The organism is Bacillus sp. AFS012607 (assembly GCF_002558005.1).
Classification (GTDB): domain Bacteria; phylum Bacillota; class Bacilli; order Bacillales; family Bacillaceae_G; genus Bacillus_A; species Bacillus_A thuringiensis_S.
In genome coordinates, this window is sequence record NZ_NTVM01000006.1 from 305,385 (window position 1) to 325,773 (window position 20,389).

The following is a 20,389-nucleotide window of genomic DNA, read 5'->3' on the forward strand; positions in this document are numbered from 1 at the left end:
TAACGGGCTGTCCGTAAAAGCCTTCACTATAGGATTTTCTATATTATATGTTAGATGTAGAAAATCAGTCGCTACGTTACACATGTAAAGTTTCAATTTTTTCATTTATTTGCTTATCATTTGTTGCGTTACTATAAATAAAAGTTTGGCCTAAAAAGAGTACATGCAGTTGTTCCCATGGTAACATGCGCAAATTCCAATTATTTCGAAGTCTAGTTATTGCTTCACGAGGTGTTTCATCGGCGAGTGCAAATGCTCCGTAATGCATCGGTATAAAATGAGTAGCGTTTAAATCTAAATAAGCTTGCACAGCCTCTTCAGGTGAAACATGAGATACTTTCATAAACCATTCTGGTTCATAAGCGCCAATGGGCATAAGAGCAATATCAATTAAAAAGCGTTCACCAATTTCTTTGAAACCTTGGAAATAGCCACTGTCGCCACAAAAATATATGGTTTCCATAGTCGTTTCATTATCAATAATCCATCCCCCCCAGTGAGACGTATTCATATCAAATAAGAATCTTCTCGTCCAGTGCTGAGCAGGTACGAAGTGAAAAGAAACTTCGTTAATTATCGTACTTTCCCACCATTTATACTCTTCTACATGTTTAAATTTCTTACGAGTAAATAATTTTTTTAATCCGATAGGTACAAGGTATAGAACATCATCATTCAACTGACGAAGAGTTGAAAAATCTAAATGATCATAATGACCATGTGAAATAAGGACAATATCAATTTTAGGTAGTGCTTCTATAGAGAGTCCAGGTTCTGTAAGTCTTGGAACTAGCTTTAATTTATTGGCCCATACTGGATCTGTTAATATATTAAGTCCATTCGTTTGGATAAGAAAAGTAGAATGCCCAATCCATGTGACAGTCGTTTTTTTTACATTACTTTGCAAAAATGCACTTTGTTTAACGGGTGATTGTTCTACTAAGAAAGAAAAATCTTTTTTGTTTTGCTTTCGTTCTTTACGCCAGCGTAAAAAAGAGCGAATTGATTTTTTTGTACTAACATTATCCATATTTTCATAGCGCTTTGCCATGAACATCACCTCATTTAAAATCGTTGTATTTGTATTGTACCGAAATGTTGTTAAGGAATACAGTGTAAAACATGGATTAATGTTTAAGGAATTGTTAAAAAATAGGGAAAGGTATTTACAAAAGTAACAATAAAAATAGTTTTATCACTTCTATTTATAGAAATAATAGTAAAAAAATATATTTTGTCTAGTAATTCGCTTGAAATAAAGAAGTAACATACGTAAATTCGTACGATTTCGTGAACAAATGTAGTAAACAATTTTCTCGTAGTGTTAACTTTTGTTATTATAAACATAACCTATTTAAATTTAGGATAGAGAAAAGAGGTTTATAAATGAAGCGTTATCAAAAAATAATTGGTCTTATGGTTGTATTTTGTCTCTTTGTACTTGCTGGATGTAGTGGATCAGGTTCAAAGCTTCGTAAACCATTGAATTGGGATTTAGAAACTTTCCAATTTACAAATCAAGATGGAAAGCAATTTGGTACAAAAGATTTAAAAGGGAAAGTTTGGGTTGCAGATTTTATGTTCACAAATTGTCAAACAGTTTGTCCACCAATGACTGCAAATATGGCCAAGCTGCAAAAGATGGCAAAAGAAGAGAAGATAGACGTTCAGTTTGTTTCATTTAGTGTAGATCCAGACCTTGATAAACCAGAAAATCTGAAAGCATTTATTCAAAAGTTTACAGAGGATACTAGTAACTGGAATTTATTAACGGGATATTCGTTAGAAGATATTACAAAGTTTTCAAAAGATAATTTCCAATCACTTGTAGATAAGCCGGAGAACGGTCAGGTCATGCATGGTACATCATTTTATTTAATTGATCAAAACGGAAAAGTAATGAAAAAGTATAGTGGCATTAGTAATACGCCATACGAAGACATTATACGTGATATGAAGCGATTAGTGGATTAAAAATAAGGGTGCATAGCACCCTTATTTTTTTTGCATTAGTCTATGGATAAAATGTCATGTTGTTGGGGAAGTTTCGGCGCCCGAATTTCTAATACGCCGTTTTGATAAGAAGCTTTTGCTGCTTTTTTATTAATTGAATACGGCAACTTAATCAATCTTGATGCTTCTGAAATGGAACGTTCTCGGCGATAATAGTTATGGGATGTTTCTTCTTCCTCTTCGAGTATCTCTTCTTTTACAGAGACTTTTAAGTATTCACTTTGTATTTCAATTTGGATTTGCTCTTTTTGTATACCTGGTAGTTCAGCTGTAACAACGAGTTCTTCACCAACTTCATATAAATCTACAGGGAATGTTAATAAACGGTTTCCTTTTTGGAAAAAATGATTTAAATCAGCGATTACATTGCGAAGAGGTGTTTGCTCGAAGAAATCATCAATTTGCTTTAAGTAATTACGAACCGGTGGGCGAGAAGAATCTTTTTTTTCTTCACTCATGGTATTCCCTCCTAGAAATCAATTTGCAATATCATATGACAAAAGCGGAGAAAGGTGAGTGCCTAGTTTTCATGTTTTCATAAAAAATTGTTAAAAATGTGAAATGGAGTGATTTTTTTATAGTTTTTGGTCGCCATATTCAGTTGATTATGCTAGTATAAATAGGGTTGATATAGTAGTATAGAAACAGAATGAAAACCGAAAGAGGGTAAGAAGTATGTGTGGTTTTGTAGGATGTTTATGTGAAAACCCTAGAGAGTTTTCAGAAACAGAAAAACATCAATTTGAAAATATGAACACGATGATTTTCCACCGTGGTCCAGATGACGAAGGATATTTTCGTGATGAACATGTACAATTTGGCTTCCGCCGTTTAAGTATCATTGACTTAGAGGCAGGACATCAGCCGCTAACTTATGAAAATGATCGATATGTAATTATTTTTAATGGTGAAATTTACAACTATGTAGAATTACGTGAAATGTTACTTGAAAAAGGTGCAACGTTTGCAACGCAATCTGATACAGAAGTTATTATTGCATTGTATGCACATATGAAAGAAAAATGTGTAGACTACCTTCGTGGTATGTTTGCATTTATGATTTGGGATCGTGAAGAGAAGAAACTTTTCGGTGCACGTGACCACTTCGGTATTAAACCTCTATACATCGCACAGCAAGGTGATACTACATTCTTCGCATCTGAGAAGAAAAGTATTATGCATGTGATGGAAGATAAAGGCGTTAATCCAACGTCACTACAACATTATTTTACGTACCAATATGGCCCAGAGCCAGAAACATTAACAATTGATGTTAATAAAATCGAGCCTGGTCATTATTTCGTAAAAGAAATCGGTAAAGAGATGGAAATCCATCGCTACTGGAAACCTTATTTCAATGCTTCAAGTGCAACGAAAGAGGAGCATATCCAAGCAATTCGTGATGTACTATATGATTCAGTAAAAGTGCATATGCGTAGTGATGTACCAGTAGGTTCATTCTTATCTGGTGGTATCGATTCATCTATCATCGCTTCTATTGCAAGAGAAATGAATCCAAATCTTTTAACATTCTCTGTTGGTTTTGAGCAACGTGGTTTCAGTGAAGTTGATGTTGCAAAAGAAACTGCTGAGAAATTAGGCGTTAAAAACCATAACGTATTCATTTCAGCGAAAGAATTTATGGATGAGTTCCCAAAAATCATTTGGCATATGGATGATCCTTTAGCTGATCCAGCAGCTGTACCATTGTACTTCGTTGCTAAAGAAGCACGTAAACATGTAACAGTTGTTCTTTCAGGTGAAGGCGCAGACGAGCTATTTGGTGGTTATAACATTTACCGTGAGCCAAACTCACTAAAAATGTTCTCTTACATTCCTAGCCCAGGTAAGAGTGTTCTAAAAGCATTGAGTGGTGCTCTTAAAGAAGGATTTAAAGGTAAGAGCTTCCTAGAGCGTGGATGTACACCAATTGAAGAGCGTTACTATGGAAATGCGAAAATCTTCCGTGAAGAAGAAAAAGCTGAATTAATGAAGTATTACAATGAAAGTGTTAACTATATGGATATCACGAAACCATTGTATAACGAGATTAAAGATTATGATGATGTAAGTAAAATGCAGTACATTGACATGTTCACATGGTTACGCGGTGACATTTTATTAAAAGCTGATAAAATGACAATGGCAAACTCATTAGAACTTCGTGTACCGTTCTTAGATAAAGAAGTATTCGATGTTGCATCTAAAATTCCAACTGAACTTAAGATTGCTAACGGAACTACGAAAGCTATTTTACGTGAAGCAGCACGCGGAATCGTTCCAGATCACGTATTAGATCGTAAAAAACTTGGATTCCCAGTACCAATTCGTCACTGGTTAAAAGACGAAATGCATGATTGGGCTATAAATATTATAAACGAAAGTAAGACAGAGCATTTAATCGACAAACAGTATGTATTAAACTTACTGGAAGCACATTGTGCAGATAAAGGCGATTATAGCCGTAAAATTTGGACTGTACTTGCGTTTATGGTATGGCACCAAATTTATGTTGAGCATAAATACGATACGAACAAGTTCCATGAAGAAACAAAACGTGCGTATAGCTTAGTGTAATTAGAAAAACCTTAAGATCGCATACGGTCTTAAGGTTTTTTTCATAAATAGGAAGTATTATTGATACAATAATAGTAAAAGGATGGACAACATATGATTACGTTTGAGAAAGTTACTATAGAAAATGAAAGCGTTGTTAAAGAAATGTTTAAATCGCATAGTTTAGGTGAGAAAAAGGTACAGTATTGTGTGAAAGTTGATGATACATATATTGGTGTAATAGATTATAGTGTTCAAGAGGAACGAGCTGTTTTATCACAGCTAATTATTCATTTTGATTACCAAGGTTATGGTTATGGTACAAATACGTATTTTACATTTGAAGAAATGATGAAACAAAGAAATGTGAAAGAAATAAAAGTGCTACAAGAGGAATTAACAGAAAAAGCGCATTCTTTCATAGAGAGTTTTGGCTTTACTTCAGAAGATGGAGCGTATGTGAAGAAAATATAACGATGATTATTTATGCGATACAATAAATATAAGGCAGGTGGATGTATGACAATGACTTCTGGTCTTGTATTAATTGGAGGGTGCTTTATAGTAGCAGAACTATGTCATATAATCATTCGGAAAAGAATGATTAAGAAAAGAAAGCCGTATGAATTACAATACGTCCCTGTCTTTTTCATTATATTTTGTATGCTTAGTACATTACAAAATATAATGAACTTTCCACCACTTGTGAATGTTTTTTTAAAGTTCGGTTTACTTTATAGTGGTGTTGGAATAGTACTTTTATTTATTTTATTTTGCATACGTTATATTCACTATCAATCGTATATATTTATTTTAAATTGGTTAAAGCAAGATGATAGAAACCGCCTTACATAAGGCGGTTTTTTTATTTGTGATTGTAACAGAACTTGTACATTTCACATAAAATAGGACGAGTAGCAATGCTAACATATTACAAGAAAGGGGCGGGGTAGTAAAATGAAACTTGTTATAGACGCAGGGCACGGTGGATATGATTCTGGTGCTGTTGGTAATGGCTTAGTAGAAAAAAACTTAACGCTTCAAATTGCTAGACGCGTTCGAGATATTTTAACGGTAAATTACCCAATTACAATTAAAATGACACGTGATAGTGACGTGTTTATTTCCTTATCGGAACGTGCTAATATTGCTAATGCTTTTGGTGCGGATTATTTTATTTCATTTCATATTAATAGCGGCGGGGGTACAGGTTTTGAAAGCTATATTTATAATGCGTTATCCAACAGCAGCACTGCATATGCAAAGCAACAAAAGATGCATACAGCAGTAAATCCTGTATTAACAAAATACGGTCTTCGTGATCGAGGAGCAAAAAAAGAAAATTATGCGGTATTAAGAGAAACCGCAATGGATGCAATTTTAACTGAGACTGCCTTTATTGATACAACGTTTGATGCAAATTTATTAAAAAATCCACAATTTATTGAAGATCTAAGTCAAGCGTATGCAAATGGAATAGCGGCTATTTTTGGAGTAGCTCCAAATCCACAACCTCCAAACCCACAACCGACACCTCAAACGAAGGGAATCGCTTATATCCTTGGGAAAAATGTAAATTTAAGAAATGGTCCATCAACTTCTTCCTCAGTTATTCGTCAATTAAATTCTCCAGAATCTTACGTTGTATATCAGGAAAGTAACGGATGGTTAGATTTGGGGAATGGACAATGGGTGTATAATGATCCTTCTTACATTAATTTTGTAAAGACAAGCAATAGTGATGGAAGTCCGATTGGGGTTGCATATATACAAGGGATGAATGTAAATTTAAGAAGTGGTCCATCAACTACATCTGCAGTTATCCGTCAATTAAATCCTCCAGAATCTTATTTAGTATATATAAATGAAAATGGCTGGTTAAACCTTGGTGGAAATCAGTGGGTATATAATGATCCATCGTATATTAAGTATACTCAATATTAGGAATTAAAATGATAATGCAATATGGATGCGTATCTTTGTTATGTATAACTCAGATACGCATTGTAATAACAACATAAATTTTCATACTTATACACTATATGTTAAAAAGAAACATTAGAAAAGCCAATAGAATCGAAATGGTATATATTAAAAAAGTTTTCTGATATACATTGACAATGTATGTAGTATACATTAATCTTTAATTGTTAATGATAATCGATTTCATCTAGGGAGGACATATGATACATACTAAAAAACTAATTATGTTCTGCATTATGATACTCATGGTTGTAATTGCAGGATGTAGTAAAGAAGAGAAAAAAGAAAATGATATATCAGCTAAAGCAAAAGATTCATATACGGTCAAGCATGCAATGGGCGAAACGACAGTAAATGGTACACCTAAAAAAGTTGTTGTTTTAACAAATGAAGGTGCAGAGGCTCTCCTAGCTGTGGGCGCAACGCCAGTGGGGACTACGAAACCACGTGCTGGTGATGAATGGTACCCTCATGTAGCGAAAGAATTAAAAAATACGGAAGTTGTAGGAACTGAACGTGATATTAATTTAGAAGCAGTAATGAAGCTTAAGCCAGATTTAATTATCGGAAATAAAATGCGTCACGAAAAAATATATGATCAGCTAAAAGAAATCGCACCAACTGTTTATGCAGAAACATTACGCGGTGATTGGAAAGAAAACTTTACGCTTTATACAAAAGCTGTAAATAAAGAAAAAGAAGGGCAAAAAGCTCTTGATGATTATAAAAAACGTATTGAAGGAATGAAAGAGAAGTTAGGCGATAAATTGAATTCTAAAGTTTCTATTATTCGTTTCGTGCCAGGTGATGTTCGTATTTATCAAAAAAACTCATTCTCGGGAGTTGTTTTAAATGATATTGGATTTAAACGACCACCATTACAAGATAAAGATGATTTTGCGATAAAAGGAATTACAAAAGAGCAAATTCCAAATATGGACGGGGACTACTTATTTTATTTCACGTCTGATAAAGATGCAGATAAGAATAATGAAGGAAATTCGTTAGCAAAGGAATGGACAGAAGATCCACTCTTTAAGCAACTACAGGCTTCTAAAAATAATAAAGTATTCCAAGTGGATGAAGTAATCTGGAATACAGCAGGCGGTATTAAAGCTGCGAATCTTATGTTAGATGATATTGAAAAATATTTCCTTAAATAAATGATAAAATACATCACTTTTACGAAGTGATGTATTTTTTGTTCGTGAAAATACAGAAAATTCCTTCTTTAAGGGTGACATAAGTTGTACAATAAAATCAATCATGTGATAAAGGAGTGGGGAAGAATGAAAGCTACTCATAAAGAGTGGATCTTGTTTAATGGGAGAATGATTAATACGAAGGAAGAACAGCCGATGGTCGCATTAGAAGAGCGCGGCTTCCAATTTGGTGATGGTATTTATGAAGTATTTAGACTATACGATGGCAAGCCTCATTTATTAGATTTACATTTGGAACGATTCTTTAACTCTATGGCAGAAATAAAACTAATTCCACCATTTACGAAGGAAGAATTAGTGGAAGAGTTACATCAAATGATTGAAAAAAATCAATTTCAAGAAGATGGGAATGTATATTTACAAATATCAAGAGGTGCACAACCACGCAATCATGTATATGAATCAGATTTACAACCGACATATTTTGCAAATCTTGTTTCGTTCCCAAGACCAGTTGCTTCAATGAAGGCAGGGATTAAGGTAACGGTAGAAGAGGACATCAGGTGGAAGTTTTGCCATATAAAATCATTAAATCTTTTACCAAATATCATGATTAAAAATAAAATAAATGAACAAGGGTATCAAGAAGCAATATTAGTACGAGATGGCATTGTGACTGAAGGGTGTCATTCGAATTTCTTTATGGTGAAAAATAATAAATTGATTACACATCCGGCTGACAATTTCATTCTACAGGGCATTACGCGGCACTATGTTATTACATTAGCGAAAGAGTTACATATCGAAGTAGAGGAACGAGAGTTTTCATTACAAGAAGTATATGAGGCTGATGAGTGCTTCTTTACAGCGACGCCGCTTGAAATATTCCCAGTCGTTCAAATTGGTGATGAACAGTTTGGAAACGGCGAAAGAGGACCAATTACAAAGAAACTCCAAGTGGCATATGAAGAAAGTATTAGATTGTTTAAAGTTATGAACTAATATTGAAGAAAAAAGCTGATATTCCTTCAGCTTTTTTTCATGATATAATTCAAGCGTAGGAAAAGATTTGAAAACGCTGTAAAAAGGGGATTTAATGTATGAATTATGAAGGTTTTAAAGAAGTAATTCACGGAAGACGAAGTGTTAGAAAGTTCACAGAACAAGAAGTATCTACTAATGATATAAAAGAAATAATTGATTGTGCTCGTTATGCACCGAGCGATACGAACTCACAAACGTGGGAATTCTTGGTCATTATGAACCGAGAGAAGATTAAAGAAATTGAACAAATGACATGGGATGCTTTACATAAACTTGCGGCAAAAGCAACAGATAATGGAGAAGAGAAAGCAGGGAAATTACTTACGCGTTCTTTCGGACCATATGCGACAGCTTTCTCTGAGGCACCAGTATTAATCGTATGCTTGGCAACACCATATGAATCAAAGTTTCGTGAAAAGATATTTGATCCCATTGCTTTTGTTCCAGATTCAGTTTGGGAAGAAGAAGGGATTAAGAGTAGCTGTTTAGCGGCACAAAACTTAATGTTAGCTGCACATGCAAAGGGACTTGGTACTTGTCCAATGACAGGGCCAGTATTGCTAGCTCAAGATGAACTGCGCCAATATTTACAAATTGAGCCTGAAAAACAAATAAATATGGTTATTTCACTCGGATTTCCGAAAGATAAGCCAAAAAAACTTCCAAGAAAAGAAGTAGAAGAAATCACAACATTTGTTTTTTAAAGTGCAAAATAAAAAGACATTGGACATATCAATGTCTTTTTATTTTGGAGCGGGTATTATATCGATTTGTTGGGCTAAAATGATAAATAAGAAGGAATTACTATTTATTTCATAAAAAAAATTAATGTTCTATTAAGGAAAGTATGATACATTAATCGTGAGCAAGCTTCTATATGTTCATAAAAGTTTTAAAAGTTATTTTTGTATAATAAATTATAATCAAATGACAGGGGGGATGAATTTTGAAAAAATTCATAATCACTGGATTGTCTGTATTGTTATTAGTAGGTTGCGGTGCTCCACAGGAAAAAGAGGACGCGCAATCAAAACAGGAAGAACAAGTTGTAAACGCAAGTGATGAGAATATGGTTGTATTTCCTGAAGGCGCAATGTCAATTGGAGAAGGGAAAGTAAAAGTTATTACTCCAGATGGTACTTCTGAAAATGGAAATATACCGACTGTATTCATCAAAAAGGATACTTTAATTCAGCAAGTTGAATTAGAACTTTCTAATTTTCAAAGTGATAAAGAAACATTCATATTTGTAGATCAAATGTATACAGATAAACATCAAGTAACTAGTACAACACAGACAACAGTACAATTAAAAGAAAAGACGCTGGAAACAGGTAGTCATACAATTACTGCAGTTCAGTATGAAAACAATGACCCGAAAGGAAAGGTTATTAGTTTTAATCAAGCAACATTTGAGACAAAGCCTGCGTCTTAATCAGAATAAAAAGTACATTACTCAAAAAAGTAGTGTGCTTTTTTGTTTGGATGGAATGGTGTAATAGGGAATAATTTATTTCGTTTTCTAGTACGATTAAGCAGTAAGGAATCACTTGTTACTACTATGATGGAGAAAAAGGTTGAAGGTATGAATCGATATGTTCGTATCTTCTTGATTAGTATAATCATGTCAGTAATTTGGGTTACTATACAAGACGTTAATCAACTTACGTTTAATTATCAAACTTATGACTTGTTAATGGGAAGTATATGTTTTGTCATTGTGTGCCTGTTTTATGATAAACTTTGATTAAGATAAGTTTTACAAGAAAAATGTAGGTATTTCATTTGAAATGTCGAATAGTACATACGATGTCGTAATAACAAATTTTCTATTGTTTACTGTGAAACAGGAGAAGGGGAGATAGTAGTTATGAAACGAGCTCTTATTAATATTGATTATACATATGATTTTGTAGCGGAAAAAGGCGCTTTAACTTGCGGAAAACCAGGTCAAGAAATCGAACAGGAAATTGTACATATAACGAAGCAATATATTGAAAATGGAGATTACGTAGTGTTTGCAATTGATAAACATGAAGAAAATGATGAATATCATCCCGAAGCGAAATTATTCCCTCCTCATAATATAGCAGGTACAAATGGTAGAGACTTATTCGGTGAGTTACAAGAAGTATACGAAACATATAAAAATGCTGAGAATGTATATTATATGGATAAAACGCGATACAGTGCGTTTGCTGGAACAGATTTAGAGATGAAGTTAAGAGAAAGAGGAATAGAAGAAGTTCATCTTGTAGGTGTTTGTACTGATATTTGCGTTCTTCATACAGCAGTAGATGCGTATAATAAAGGATTTAAAATTGTTGTTTATGAAAAGGCAGTTGCATCTTTTAATGCGCAAGGGCATGAATTTGCACTTGGACATTTTAAATCTTGTTTACATGCAGAAGTGAAATGAAAAAGAGGCCTTTAAAAAGGTCTCTTTTTTGCGTTTAAACCGAGACGACATTTTGCTCAATTAATTTTTTTATGAATGGACTAATATTTTGTGGTAGCTCATTTAAATTAAAAAACTGTACATGTAATGATTCGACTCGATCAGCTTGTAGCGAGCCACCTGTAATATCTTTGCAAAGGTAAGCGATTGTCATAGGGTAAAATTCATCTCCGTTCGGTAATTTCACAAAAAATTCTTTACCTGAAAATACACTTACCAGCTGAAGTGTACCAATTTCAATTCCTGTTTCTTCAAGTACTTCTCGTCTTCCAGCTTCTTCTGTAGATTCACCAAGTTCCACAAAACCTCCTGGGACACCCCACATGCCATTTCGCCTTTGTTGTAGTAATATTTGTCCTTGTTCATTGAAAACAGCTACCGCAACGCCTGCTAAATTGAGTGGCCTTGATCCAACAACTTCTCTTAGTTCTTTAATATATCCCATTGGTTGTAACCTCCGTGAGTAATAATATTTTCAAATGAACTATTCGATATAATGTAAATGTTTTCCTTTTGTTGAGATGAGTAGTGTAGTTTTAAAGTAAAGTCATAAAAAATTTCAATTGCCAGCTCCCTTTAGGTTATGAAAAAGGGTATATTTATAGAAGAATGTCTAATGAATTTAAAAAATATAGCGGCTTTGTATAGAATTTTTATTAGTTAAGGAAGTGGATGGATGAGTTTATTAACGTATACTGAAGAATTTTTTAATTATGTAAGGGAGTTTTTACTTTTAAGATTTTTGCTATTTGCTTTAGTTTTAATCATTATTTCGTTTGTAATAAACCGTATTATTGATTGGTTTTTTAGGAAATCAAGCTTTTTTGATGAAGAGGTAGAGCAGACAATTCAAAGTGTAATTCGATCTATTTTTAGATATATCATTATCATCAGTCTTATCATATATTTAATTAGCCAATTTGTAGATATAAAAAGTATTATTGCAGGTGCAGGGATAGCTGGAGTTGTCATCGGTTTTGCTGCACAACAGATGCTAAAAGATGTTATATTAGGCTTTGCAAGATTAGCGGACAAAGAGTTTCGAGTTGGTGATTTTGTAACTTTTAACGGAACAAATTCAGGAACTATTGAAGAGATTAGTATTCGTTTTATGCAAATACGTGAATGGTCAGGAAAATTACTTACCATCCCACACGGAGAGATTAGAACGATACAAAATTTTAATAAAGGATGGATGCGTGTAATTGAACGTATCACGGTAAGTTATCAGGAAGATCCAACAAGAGTGAAGGAATTGTTAGAAGAAGTATGTGTTATATGCAATGAAAAATTGGATCAAACTCTTTATAGAGTAGAGGATGAGGCTGTTGAACCATTTAAATACGTCGGTGTTACAGACTTAAATCCTAACCTGAAATATGTTGGCTATGAATTTTGTATTACAGGTTTAATAAAGCCAGAAGATTATTTTGAAACTTCTAGACAAGTAAGATTTGAATTAATGTCTATATTCCATAAGAATCAAGTGCAAATGCCGGCAGCGAATATGGTTGTTACTACTGAAAGTTTACAGCATATTCATGGTGGAAAATCTTTATCGGACAGCTAAAGTAGAATCGCTTGTTAACAAAAATTCTGATTCCAACATTGGATAGAATAACAATAATAAAATGATTGATATAAAGAAAGGGCTGAAGGAATTCGGTTCTTTTTTTATTTATAGAATTTAGAAATTTCTTAATGTTATAATTGTAGTTGGTGATGAGAATGAACTTTGAAGAAAAAGAGATGCATCGTTTAGAAGCATTAAAAGAAATTGCTGAATTATTAAATGAAGCAACAAACTTACAGGATATGTTAGAAAAAGTGTTGCATACATTGTTACAAGTAATGAATTTACAAACAGGGTGGATATTCTTTATTGATGAAAGTGGAAAGCATAGCATGCTTGTAGACGAAAATTTACCAGAGGCTCTTACGTGGCAAGAGAAGAAGCCGATGTGTGAAGGAAACTGTTGGTGTGTAGAACGTTTTGTGAATGGGAGATTAGAAAAAGCGACTAATATTATTGAATGTAAGCGAATAGAAGATGCAATTGAATGTAATTGGGGAGAGACAGAAGATGTTACACATCATGCGACAATTCCGCTTAGGTCTGGATCAGAGAAATTTGGCCTATTAAATGTAGCCGCGCCTCATAAGACACATTTTTCTGAGGAAGAGTTAGCGTTATTAGAATCAATTGCATTTCAAATTGGAACGACAATACAACGTATTCAATTAGTTGAGAAAGAACGTAAATATGTAGTGGTAGCGGAAAGAAATCGACTTGCACGTGATTTACATGATTCAGTAAAACAATTGTTATTTTCTATTATGCTAACAGCAAAAGGTACTTTGAATATGACGCAAGATAGAGAATTGCAAGAGATGTTAAGTTATATTGGAGAATTATCACAAGAAGCATTACAAGAGATGACGTTATTAATTTGGCAATTAAGACCTGAAGGATTAGAGAAAGGATTAGCAGAAGCAATTCAAAATTACGGGAAGTTGTTAGGAGTTCAAGTGGAAGTTCGAATTGATGGGATGGTTTCAATTGGGGATGAAATAGAAGAAGTTTTATGGCGTATTAGCCAAGAGGCGCTACATAATTGTAAAAAGCATGCTTCGTGTGAAAAGGTACATGTTCTTTTAAAAATAGAAAATAACCAGTTATTTTTTTACATAGAAGATAATGGAATAGGATTTATACAAGATCAAGTAAGGGAGTCAGCACTTGGCCTGAAAAGTATGAAGGAACGTATTCAATTAATGAAGGGATCGTTTCAAATTATAACAGAGCTGAGAAAGGGTACAAAAATAGAAATTCAATTGCCGATTTGAAGGGGAGAATAAGATTGAAGATTAAATTGCTATTAGTTGAGGATCATCATATCGTTCGAAGAGGACTTGTATTCTTTTTGAAAACGAGAGGAGAATTTGAAATTATTGGGGAAGCGGAAAATGGCGAAGAGGCATTACATTTCGTGCAAAAAGAAAAACCAGATGTCGTACTAATGGATGTATCAATGCCGAAAATGGATGGAATTGAGGCGACAAAACGTCTAAAGCAATACGATGAGACGATAAAGGTACTTATATTAAGTAGTTTTTCAGAGCAAGATTATGTTATACCAGCACTTGAAGCTGGAGCAGATGGTTATCAATTAAAAGAAGTACAACCTGAGCAACTTGTCGCTTCTATTATTGCAGTACATCAAGGAAATGCGAATTTTCACCCGAAAGTAACACCTGCATTAATGGGGCGTTCCGCAGTAAAGAAGGAAATAGAAAATCCTTTTTCAATGTTAACGAAAAGAGAGCAAGAGGTACTTCGTGAAATTGCGAAAGGAAGAAGCAACAAGGAGATTGCAGCAGAACTTCATATTACAGAACAAACTGTGAAAACACACGTTTCAAACGTTTTAGCTAAATTGGAAGTGGATGATCGTACGCAAGCCGCATTATACGCAGTGAAACATGGGGAGAATTATTCATAAGTATGAATAATTCTGTTATATCGTATGACAGAATACATAGGAGCAATTAAAATTTATAGTAATCCCTAATATAGGTTTTTCTTCTTTTAATAATTAGGTACAATAAAGTGAAACTCTAATCAGGGGGGACCATCCCCACTGATGATTAGTTTAACTAATCGATTTTTACAGGATAAAGCTACGATGGAAGGGGAAGATATGCTATGCCTGGTACAAGAAGTGGGATTGGAAAGATTCAGGCTTCGTTAAATGGTTTATCACCGAAATTGCGAAGTATTGCCGAACATATTTTGAAACATCCACAAGATGTTGTACATAAATCTATTACAGAATTAGCTGAAGTTACGAATAGTTCCGAAGCTACGATATTCCGCTTATGTAAACACCTTGGTTTGCAAGGTTTTCAAGATTTAAAGATTACATTAGCCCGTGAAATTGTACATACACCAATGCAAAATATTCATGAAGAGGTATCAGCAGAAGATAGTATGGTAACTGTTGCTAAAAAAGTTTTTCATTCGCATATTACAGGACTGCAAGATACTTTACATTTGCTAAATGAAACAGCACTTGAGCAGGCTGTACGAGCCTTGCAAGAAGCAAGTCGAATTGAGTTTTATGGAAATGGTGGCTCTGGTATTATTGCGATGGATGCGTATCATAAGTTTATGAGAACGGGTATTTCTTGTATCGCTCATACTGATTCGCATTTTCAAATTATGGGAGCAGGTTTACTCTCGAAAAATTCAGTTGTTATTGGCATTTCTCACTCTGGTAGCAATAAAGGATTACTTGAAGCATTAGAAGTAGCGAAAGCAAGAGGGGCCAAAATTATTGCGATTACGAGCTATAAGAAATCAGCATTAAGTCAACTTGCTGATATAACGTTATATACATCAACACGTGAGACTGAGTTCCGCACAGAAGCAAGTTCATCACGATTAGCACAGTTAAGCTTATTAGATACTTTGTATGTAGGGTTGTCGTTGCAGCGACAAGAGGAAACGCTTAAAAATTTACAAAGTATACGTGAAACGATTTCGATGAAGCGAATATAAAAAAGCTCTTCAAATGAAGAGCTTTCAGACTGTAGACAAACTATTTTTGGAGAGTTCAAATGCTAAAAATAGTTTGTCTCGTATTATATGGATAATTTATCCAATTATATTTATATGTAGTGCTTTCTATATATAATTTACTATAAGTGAGGAAGGTGTCTTATGAAAATATCCGTTTATGTTGCAAGTGCATTTAGCAAGGATCATAAAGGCGGAAATAAAGCAGGAGTGGTATTTATTGAGAATACAAATACATTGACCACTACTCAAAAAATGACAATAGCGAAACAACTGGGTTATGCGGAAACCGCATTTATATCAGAATCTGAAATTGCTGATTATAAATTTGAGTATTTTACTCCAAAAGAAGAAGTTGATTTATGTGGTCATGCCACAATTGGCTCTTTCGCGATACTGATGCATTTAAATAAAATTTTCAAGAATCGCTATACGATTGAAACGAACAGCGGTGTTCTTACTATTACCATAACAGATGACATCATATTCATGGAACAAAATAAACCGATATTCTATGATGTTGTATCTCCAAATGAGTTCACCGACTGTTTTGACATTAAAGATATAGACAATAAATACCCAATCCAAATTGTCTTCACGGGCTTAAAAGATATTTTAATTCCTATAAAAAGCGAAACACAATTACATGCACTGCAACCTAATTTTGAAAAAATTAAAGAAATCAGCAAGTATTATAATGTTGTTGGGATGCATCTATATACTTTTAATGACAATCGAATTATATGCAGAAATTTTGCTCCACTATACGACATTAATGAAGAAGCAGCGACTGGAACTTCAAACGGTGCATTAGCTTGCTACCTTTATGAACAGCACTATTTGCAAAAAGAAGTCTATGTATTTGAACAAGGTTATTCTTTACACTCGCCTTCCGAAATATTAGTTAAATTAGCAACCAATAGCAAAAATAAAATAGAAAAAGTTTATGTTGGCGGTAAAGGCTATTACTGTGAAACTAAGTGTTTAAATGTAGAAAATATTGAGTAAAGAGCTTTTTTTTATCGTTGAGAAGTTTGTTAATTTATTTTCTTTTAGAAATGTATGACTTACATATAGTCAGTGATAAACTCTCATTTTTAAAAATTAAAAATAAAGACCGATTTGTGTAATGATTCAAATATTGTTCATAATTTCACAATTTGTTTATGAAGTGTCATGTTATGATGAACATGTAATGATGATTGAATACTTAAATTTGGTACGGTAACTAGCCAAAGTAGTGAGGAAAGTAGTTGTGAGATAAACTCATTAAAACGCTAGAACACTAAAGGGGAGATCACATATGAAAGCAGTAGTGGTTAATAAAAACAGCAAAGCAAACATCGAAGTGGTTGAAAAAGAATTACGTCCGTTACGCTCAGGTGAAGCGTTAGTAGATGTAGAGTATTGTGGAGTTTGCCACACTGATTTACACGTTGCGAATCATGATTTTGGTAACACTGATGGCCGTATTCTTGGTCATGAGGGTGTAGGTATTGTTACGAAAATAGCTGATGATGTTAATTCGCTAAAGATAGGTGACCGTGTAAGTATTGCATGGATGTTCCAATCTTGTGGACGTTGTGAATATTGCGTAACTGGTAGAGAAACATTTTGCCGTGAAGTTAAAAACGCAGGTTATTCAGTAGATGGTGGTATGGCTGAACAATGTATCGTTACAGCTGATTATGCGGTAAAAGTACCAGAAGGATTAGATCCTGCTCAAGCATCATCAATTACATGTGCTGGTGTAACTACATATAAAGCTATTAAAGTATCAGATATTAAACCTGGTCAACCTATTGTAATCTATGGCTGCGGTGGATTAGGTAACTTAGCTATCCAATATGCTAAAAATGTATTTGGTGCAAAGGTAATCGCAGTAGACATTAATGACGACAAATTAGCCTTAGCGAAAGAAGTTGGTGCTGATATGACTATCAATCCAATTTCTCAAGGTCCTGCTGATAAAATTGTTCAAGAGGAGCTTGGTGGCGCTTATGCTGCGGTAGTAACAGCAGTCTCTAAAGTAGCCTTTAACTCAGCAGTTGATGCAGTACGTGCTTGCGGTAAAGTAGTTGCAGTAGGGCTACCAGTAGAAACAATGGACTTAAACATCCCGCGACTTGTACTGGATGGAATTGAAGTAGTTGGTTCTCTAGTTGGTACTCGTAAAGATTTGGAAGAGGCGTTTATGTTTGGGGCAGAAGGAAAAGTAGTGCCGGTTGTTCAAACTTGTTCGCTAGATAAAGTACAAAATGTATTCGAAGAAATGGAACAAGGTAGAATTCAAGGGCGTATGGTAATTGATTTTAAAAAACATAATTGTGATTGCAAATAATTCACTTTAAATATAAAAATTGTGAGTCTAGCAAAGGACATGTAAAAAAAGTTAGACGGCATAAAAAGATGATCCCTGTATTTAATAGGGATCATCTTCTTTATTTTCTACTAATATCGATGCCAATTAATACTTGATTAATGAGAAACGATTAAAGGTTTACTTTATTTGCAAACGAAAAAGAATCTTTATGTTTAACAAATTTTTTATGATCTGGAACGTTTTGAATTGCTACAATTTGCGAATCTCTTGCTTTCAGTGCATCTTGAATCCCGATGGTCATAAGCTTAATAAATAGAATCGTAATAAAGAATGAAGCGAGAGTATAAAAAATAATCCACCATGAAAGATTCATTTCATTACGATTTAATCCAATAAGGCCTGCCCAATCATTAGATAGAGAAACAGGTTTGAGCACTCCGTCATAGAGTTCACGCATTTGTATGCCGCCAATTACAATGTTAAGCAACGCTAAATGGATAACGAGTATGAGTGTTTGGACGATATGTTCCATAAATAATACAAATAAGCGGTCAAGTAATAAGACTCGTAAGTGTTTTTTAATAATATGAAAACGACTAGCCCCCAGTAATTGTGAACTTAAGATGTAATCTTGTTTCATAAATTCATCAACCTCTGAGGATATGTATAAAGAAAGTGTAGGCAGAGCGACGAAAATAAGTACGAGTACTTGATAAAACGTAAATGAAATATTTGGATCTACCCCATCAGCATTTGACGTGATTACAATATTAACGGGCGTGATAAGTATGAATGCGATAAATAGAGTTGGAATATAATAAAAAACTTCTGAGCATGACTGGAAAAATCTCTTGAGTTTTGGAGCAAATAAACTTAAGAGGATTCCTATACATGTTCCGCATAAAATTCGAAAGAAGCTAATTGCCACGGCTAATAAAATAGTAAATTTTGCTCCTTCTACAATTTGTAAGAAAACAGACTCTCCAAAACGATCAGATCCAAAAGGTGGAATTAACGATGGTGGAAAGGGAGCCTTTCCAAGTAATTCGTTATTTTCATTGTAAAGTAACTGAGGAGGTTTTGGGATGTTATCTTTAAAGAACCAACTATAAATAAAACTAGCTGAAATAAGTATGAATAAATAAGTAAAGCCGATTAAAAAGCGTTTTGATTTCCAAATAGATTTCATAATGATACTCCTTTCAATTGCTTTTTCCATCTATTCATCATGAATGAGATTATTTGGAAAATGGCGTAAAACGGTAAAATAATCATAACAAGTATAATAAATGTAGCTGGAGGTGAAACAAACGCCTTATTAAATAAAAATTGAATAATGCCTTCCATATTAAAAACAAATTCTAAAATGAATAAATTAGAAAGTAAGAAAACAAAAATCGTTTTTAAATGGTGGAAGAAGTGGATAGATATATTTTTGAATAAATGAATGCATAATATATAACTTGATGAAAGGCCTTTTCCATATGCAACCTCTACGTAATGTTTTCCTTGTTCTTCTTTTATGTATAACACCATCATCCGAAACATTTGTAATGTAGGTAAGACAGCTAATGATAAAATAGGGAGTAAATAAGCTCGATTTTCATTAAAAGAAATAATAGTGACAGGAGATTCCCCAAATTTCTGAAGTACCCATATGAAAAATATTTGCAAACAAATCATCATCATCATATCAGGGACAGCTTCTAATATGAACACAATTCGGTTTATCCATTTTTTTATATAATCTTTTGCTAAAAAATAAAAAAATGCCATGCTAGATGATAAAAAGAGAGCAAGAAAAAAGGCTGAAAATAATATAGTAAATGAATATAGGTAAGGTTCTAAAACAGTTGGAAATAATGGTGTTTTTTTGAAATGGCCAAACTTCGGGTCTGATCCTATAATCACTAATGATTCAAGGGAGAAGACCTGTTTTAACATGGTAACGATCTGATTAAAAAAATAAATTGGTTGAAAGGTAAATCCTTGTTGAGTGATAAATAAATAAGGTAAATTTAATAATAGTAAGAGTGATAAAAGAATTGATGAAAGCTTAATTGTGAATTGAGATATTGTATTTAACATTAAATCCCTCCGACATCTTTTTACAACATTATACAATAAATTCTATATTATTGTTTTATTTTTCTGAAAAATAAAAATACTGTTGAATTTTATAGTATGCAAGATATATTTACAAGATAAAAAAGTAATAGTAGGGGCCGCGCTCTATTTTTATCAAGACAAAAGGACTAGTGAACTTAAAA

Annotated in this window: 21 protein-coding genes; 16 read left to right on the forward strand and 5 right to left on the reverse strand. The window is 33.6% G+C overall.

From position 1 onward, the window contains the following. Positions 1 to 76: 76 nt before the first annotated feature. Entirely contained in the window at positions 77 to 1,051 is a 975-nt protein-coding gene (locus CN409_RS06245; RefSeq protein WP_001129637.1) for an MBL fold metallo-hydrolase, read from the reverse strand. Between the two features lie 335 nt (positions 1,052 to 1,386). Here CN409_RS06245 and CN409_RS06250 point away from each other — a divergent pair, with 335 nt between their 5' ends. Then, positions 1,387 to 1,974, forward strand: coding sequence for an SCO family protein (locus CN409_RS06250; protein ID WP_000833341.1), 588 nt, complete (start codon positions 1,387 to 1,389; stop codon positions 1,972 to 1,974). Between the two features lie 35 nt (positions 1,975 to 2,009). Here CN409_RS06250 and CN409_RS06255 read toward each other — a convergent pair whose 3' ends face one another. Then, positions 2,010 to 2,471, reverse strand: a complete 462-nt coding sequence (locus CN409_RS06255; protein WP_001288086.1) for an Hsp20/alpha crystallin family protein — start codon at positions 2,469 to 2,471, stop codon at positions 2,010 to 2,012. A gap of 217 nt (positions 2,472 to 2,688) precedes the next feature. On the opposite strand from CN409_RS06255, the gene asnB reads away from it, so the two are divergent. The 9 genes from asnB (at position 2,689) to CN409_RS06305 (ending at position 11,178) form a co-directional block, all read left to right on the forward strand. Next, positions 2,689 to 4,590, forward strand: a complete 1,902-nt coding sequence (gene asnB, locus CN409_RS06260) for an asparagine synthase (glutamine-hydrolyzing) (RefSeq protein WP_000333819.1) — start codon at positions 2,689 to 2,691, stop codon at positions 4,588 to 4,590. Between the two features lie 93 nt (positions 4,591 to 4,683). After that, positions 4,684 to 5,043, forward strand: a complete 360-nt coding sequence (locus CN409_RS06265; protein WP_000627501.1) for a GNAT family N-acetyltransferase — start codon at positions 4,684 to 4,686, stop codon at positions 5,041 to 5,043. 51 nt (positions 5,044 to 5,094) lie between these two features. After that, complete coding sequence (locus tag CN409_RS06270; protein WP_000200457.1) at positions 5,095 to 5,424, forward strand: hypothetical protein; 330 nt, start codon at positions 5,095 to 5,097, stop codon at positions 5,422 to 5,424. 102 nt (positions 5,425 to 5,526) lie between these two features. Continuing rightward, positions 5,527 to 6,513 carry an N-acetylmuramoyl-L-alanine amidase gene (locus CN409_RS06275; RefSeq protein WP_000779884.1) on the forward strand — a complete coding sequence of 329 codons (987 nt, stop codon included), beginning with the start codon at positions 5,527 to 5,529 and terminating at the stop codon, positions 6,511 to 6,513. A gap of 239 nt (positions 6,514 to 6,752) precedes the next feature. After that, positions 6,753 to 7,715 (forward strand): ABC transporter substrate-binding protein, encoded by a 963-nt coding sequence (locus tag CN409_RS06280; protein ID WP_086391029.1) that lies wholly within the window; start codon positions 6,753 to 6,755, stop codon positions 7,713 to 7,715. 126 nt (positions 7,716 to 7,841) lie between these two features. Then, positions 7,842 to 8,717: a D-amino-acid transaminase gene (gene dat / locus CN409_RS06285; RefSeq protein WP_000648395.1), complete on the forward strand. Its 876-nt coding sequence runs from the start codon at positions 7,842 to 7,844 to the stop codon at positions 8,715 to 8,717. Positions 8,718 to 8,815: 98 nt separating this feature from the next. Further along, on the forward strand, positions 8,816 to 9,463 hold the full coding sequence (locus tag CN409_RS06290; RefSeq protein ID WP_001105348.1) for a nitroreductase family protein: 648 nt from the start codon (positions 8,816 to 8,818) through the stop codon (positions 9,461 to 9,463). A 242-nt stretch (positions 9,464 to 9,705) separates the two neighbouring features. Beyond that, positions 9,706 to 10,194 (forward strand): putative periplasmic lipoprotein, encoded by a 489-nt coding sequence (locus CN409_RS06295; RefSeq protein ID WP_000713494.1) that lies wholly within the window; start codon positions 9,706 to 9,708, stop codon positions 10,192 to 10,194. Positions 10,195 to 10,629: 435 nt separating this feature from the next. Then, positions 10,630 to 11,178, forward strand: a complete 549-nt coding sequence (locus tag CN409_RS06305; protein ID WP_000816791.1) for a cysteine hydrolase family protein — start codon at positions 10,630 to 10,632, stop codon at positions 11,176 to 11,178. A 34-nt stretch (positions 11,179 to 11,212) separates the two neighbouring features. Here the strand turns inward: CN409_RS06305 and CN409_RS06310 are convergent, their stop codons facing one another. Beyond that, on the reverse strand, positions 11,213 to 11,662 hold the full coding sequence (locus tag CN409_RS06310; RefSeq protein ID WP_086391027.1) for an NUDIX hydrolase: 450 nt from the start codon (positions 11,660 to 11,662) through the stop codon (positions 11,213 to 11,215). A gap of 231 nt (positions 11,663 to 11,893) precedes the next feature. On the opposite strand from CN409_RS06310, the gene CN409_RS06315 reads away from it, so the two are divergent. From CN409_RS06315 to adhP, 6 genes are all read left to right on the forward strand, one after another. After that, positions 11,894 to 12,787: a mechanosensitive ion channel family protein gene (locus tag CN409_RS06315; RefSeq protein ID WP_000055428.1), complete on the forward strand. Its 894-nt coding sequence runs from the start codon at positions 11,894 to 11,896 to the stop codon at positions 12,785 to 12,787. 158 nt (positions 12,788 to 12,945) lie between these two features. Next, positions 12,946 to 14,064, forward strand: coding sequence for a two-component system sensor histidine kinase CasK (gene casK, locus CN409_RS06320; RefSeq protein WP_001008458.1), 1,119 nt, complete (start codon positions 12,946 to 12,948; stop codon positions 14,062 to 14,064). Between the two features lie 14 nt (positions 14,065 to 14,078). Beyond that, positions 14,079 to 14,720 carry a two-component system response regulator CasR gene (gene casR, locus CN409_RS06325; protein ID WP_000694653.1) on the forward strand — a complete coding sequence of 214 codons (642 nt, stop codon included), beginning with the start codon at positions 14,079 to 14,081 and terminating at the stop codon, positions 14,718 to 14,720. A gap of 203 nt (positions 14,721 to 14,923) precedes the next feature. Continuing rightward, positions 14,924 to 15,778, forward strand: coding sequence for a MurR/RpiR family transcriptional regulator (locus CN409_RS06330; protein ID WP_001119645.1), 855 nt, complete (start codon positions 14,924 to 14,926; stop codon positions 15,776 to 15,778). A 162-nt stretch (positions 15,779 to 15,940) separates the two neighbouring features. Next, on the forward strand, positions 15,941 to 16,804 hold the full coding sequence (locus CN409_RS06335) for a PhzF family phenazine biosynthesis protein (RefSeq protein ID WP_086396556.1): 864 nt from the start codon (positions 15,941 to 15,943) through the stop codon (positions 16,802 to 16,804). A gap of 295 nt (positions 16,805 to 17,099) precedes the next feature. After that, a complete protein-coding gene (adhP, locus tag CN409_RS06340) occupies positions 17,100 to 18,137 on the forward strand; it encodes an alcohol dehydrogenase AdhP (protein WP_000649140.1) in 1,038 nt (345 codons plus the stop codon). A 151-nt stretch (positions 18,138 to 18,288) separates the two neighbouring features. Here adhP and CN409_RS06345 read toward each other — a convergent pair whose 3' ends face one another. Together CN409_RS06345 and CN409_RS06350 are read right to left on the reverse strand one after the other, a co-directional pair. Further along, a complete protein-coding gene (locus CN409_RS06345) occupies positions 18,289 to 19,308 on the reverse strand; it encodes an ABC transporter permease (protein ID WP_000836579.1) in 1,020 nt (339 codons plus the stop codon). Then, entirely contained in the window at positions 19,305 to 20,207 is a 903-nt protein-coding gene (locus tag CN409_RS06350; RefSeq protein WP_000935302.1) for an ABC transporter permease subunit, read from the reverse strand. The genes CN409_RS06345 and CN409_RS06350 overlap by 4 nt, the downstream gene beginning before the upstream one ends. Between the last annotated feature and the right edge of the window lie 182 nt (positions 20,208 to 20,389).

What these genes read in the sequence shown, in the direction of transcription:
- CN409_RS06245 (WP_001129637.1), bottom strand. Translation starts at nt 1,051, where the DNA reads ATGGCAAAGCGCTATGAAAATATGGATAATGTTAGTACAAAAAAATCA.
- CN409_RS06250 (WP_000833341.1), top strand. Translation starts at nt 1,387, where the DNA reads ATGAAGCGTTATCAAAAAATAATTGGTCTTATGGTTGTATTTTGTCTC.
- CN409_RS06255 (WP_001288086.1), bottom strand. Translation starts at nt 2,471, where the DNA reads ATGAGTGAAGAAAAAAAAGATTCTTCTCGCCCACCGGTTCGTAATTAC.
- asnB (WP_000333819.1), top strand. Translation starts at nt 2,689, where the DNA reads ATGTGTGGTTTTGTAGGATGTTTATGTGAAAACCCTAGAGAGTTTTCA.
- CN409_RS06265 (WP_000627501.1), top strand. Translation starts at nt 4,684, where the DNA reads ATGATTACGTTTGAGAAAGTTACTATAGAAAATGAAAGCGTTGTTAAA.
- CN409_RS06270 (WP_000200457.1), top strand. Translation starts at nt 5,095, where the DNA reads ATGACTTCTGGTCTTGTATTAATTGGAGGGTGCTTTATAGTAGCAGAA.
- CN409_RS06275 (WP_000779884.1), top strand. Translation starts at nt 5,527, where the DNA reads ATGAAACTTGTTATAGACGCAGGGCACGGTGGATATGATTCTGGTGCT.
- CN409_RS06280 (WP_086391029.1), top strand. Translation starts at nt 6,753, where the DNA reads ATGATACATACTAAAAAACTAATTATGTTCTGCATTATGATACTCATG.
- dat (WP_000648395.1), top strand. Translation starts at nt 7,842, where the DNA reads ATGAAAGCTACTCATAAAGAGTGGATCTTGTTTAATGGGAGAATGATT.
- CN409_RS06290 (WP_001105348.1), top strand. Translation starts at nt 8,816, where the DNA reads ATGAATTATGAAGGTTTTAAAGAAGTAATTCACGGAAGACGAAGTGTT.
- CN409_RS06305 (WP_000816791.1), top strand. Translation starts at nt 10,630, where the DNA reads ATGAAACGAGCTCTTATTAATATTGATTATACATATGATTTTGTAGCG.
- CN409_RS06310 (WP_086391027.1), bottom strand. Translation starts at nt 11,662, where the DNA reads ATGGGATATATTAAAGAACTAAGAGAAGTTGTTGGATCAAGGCCACTC.
- CN409_RS06315 (WP_000055428.1), top strand. Translation starts at nt 11,894, where the DNA reads ATGAGTTTATTAACGTATACTGAAGAATTTTTTAATTATGTAAGGGAG.
- casK (WP_001008458.1), top strand. Translation starts at nt 12,946, where the DNA reads ATGAACTTTGAAGAAAAAGAGATGCATCGTTTAGAAGCATTAAAAGAA.
- CN409_RS06330 (WP_001119645.1), top strand. Translation starts at nt 14,924, where the DNA reads ATGCCTGGTACAAGAAGTGGGATTGGAAAGATTCAGGCTTCGTTAAAT.
- CN409_RS06335 (WP_086396556.1), top strand. Translation starts at nt 15,941, where the DNA reads ATGAAAATATCCGTTTATGTTGCAAGTGCATTTAGCAAGGATCATAAA.
- adhP (WP_000649140.1), top strand. Translation starts at nt 17,100, where the DNA reads ATGAAAGCAGTAGTGGTTAATAAAAACAGCAAAGCAAACATCGAAGTG.
- CN409_RS06345 (WP_000836579.1), bottom strand. Translation starts at nt 19,308, where the DNA reads ATGAAATCTATTTGGAAATCAAAACGCTTTTTAATCGGCTTTACTTAT.
- CN409_RS06350 (WP_000935302.1), bottom strand. Translation starts at nt 20,207, where the DNA reads ATGTTAAATACAATATCTCAATTCACAATTAAGCTTTCATCAATTCTT.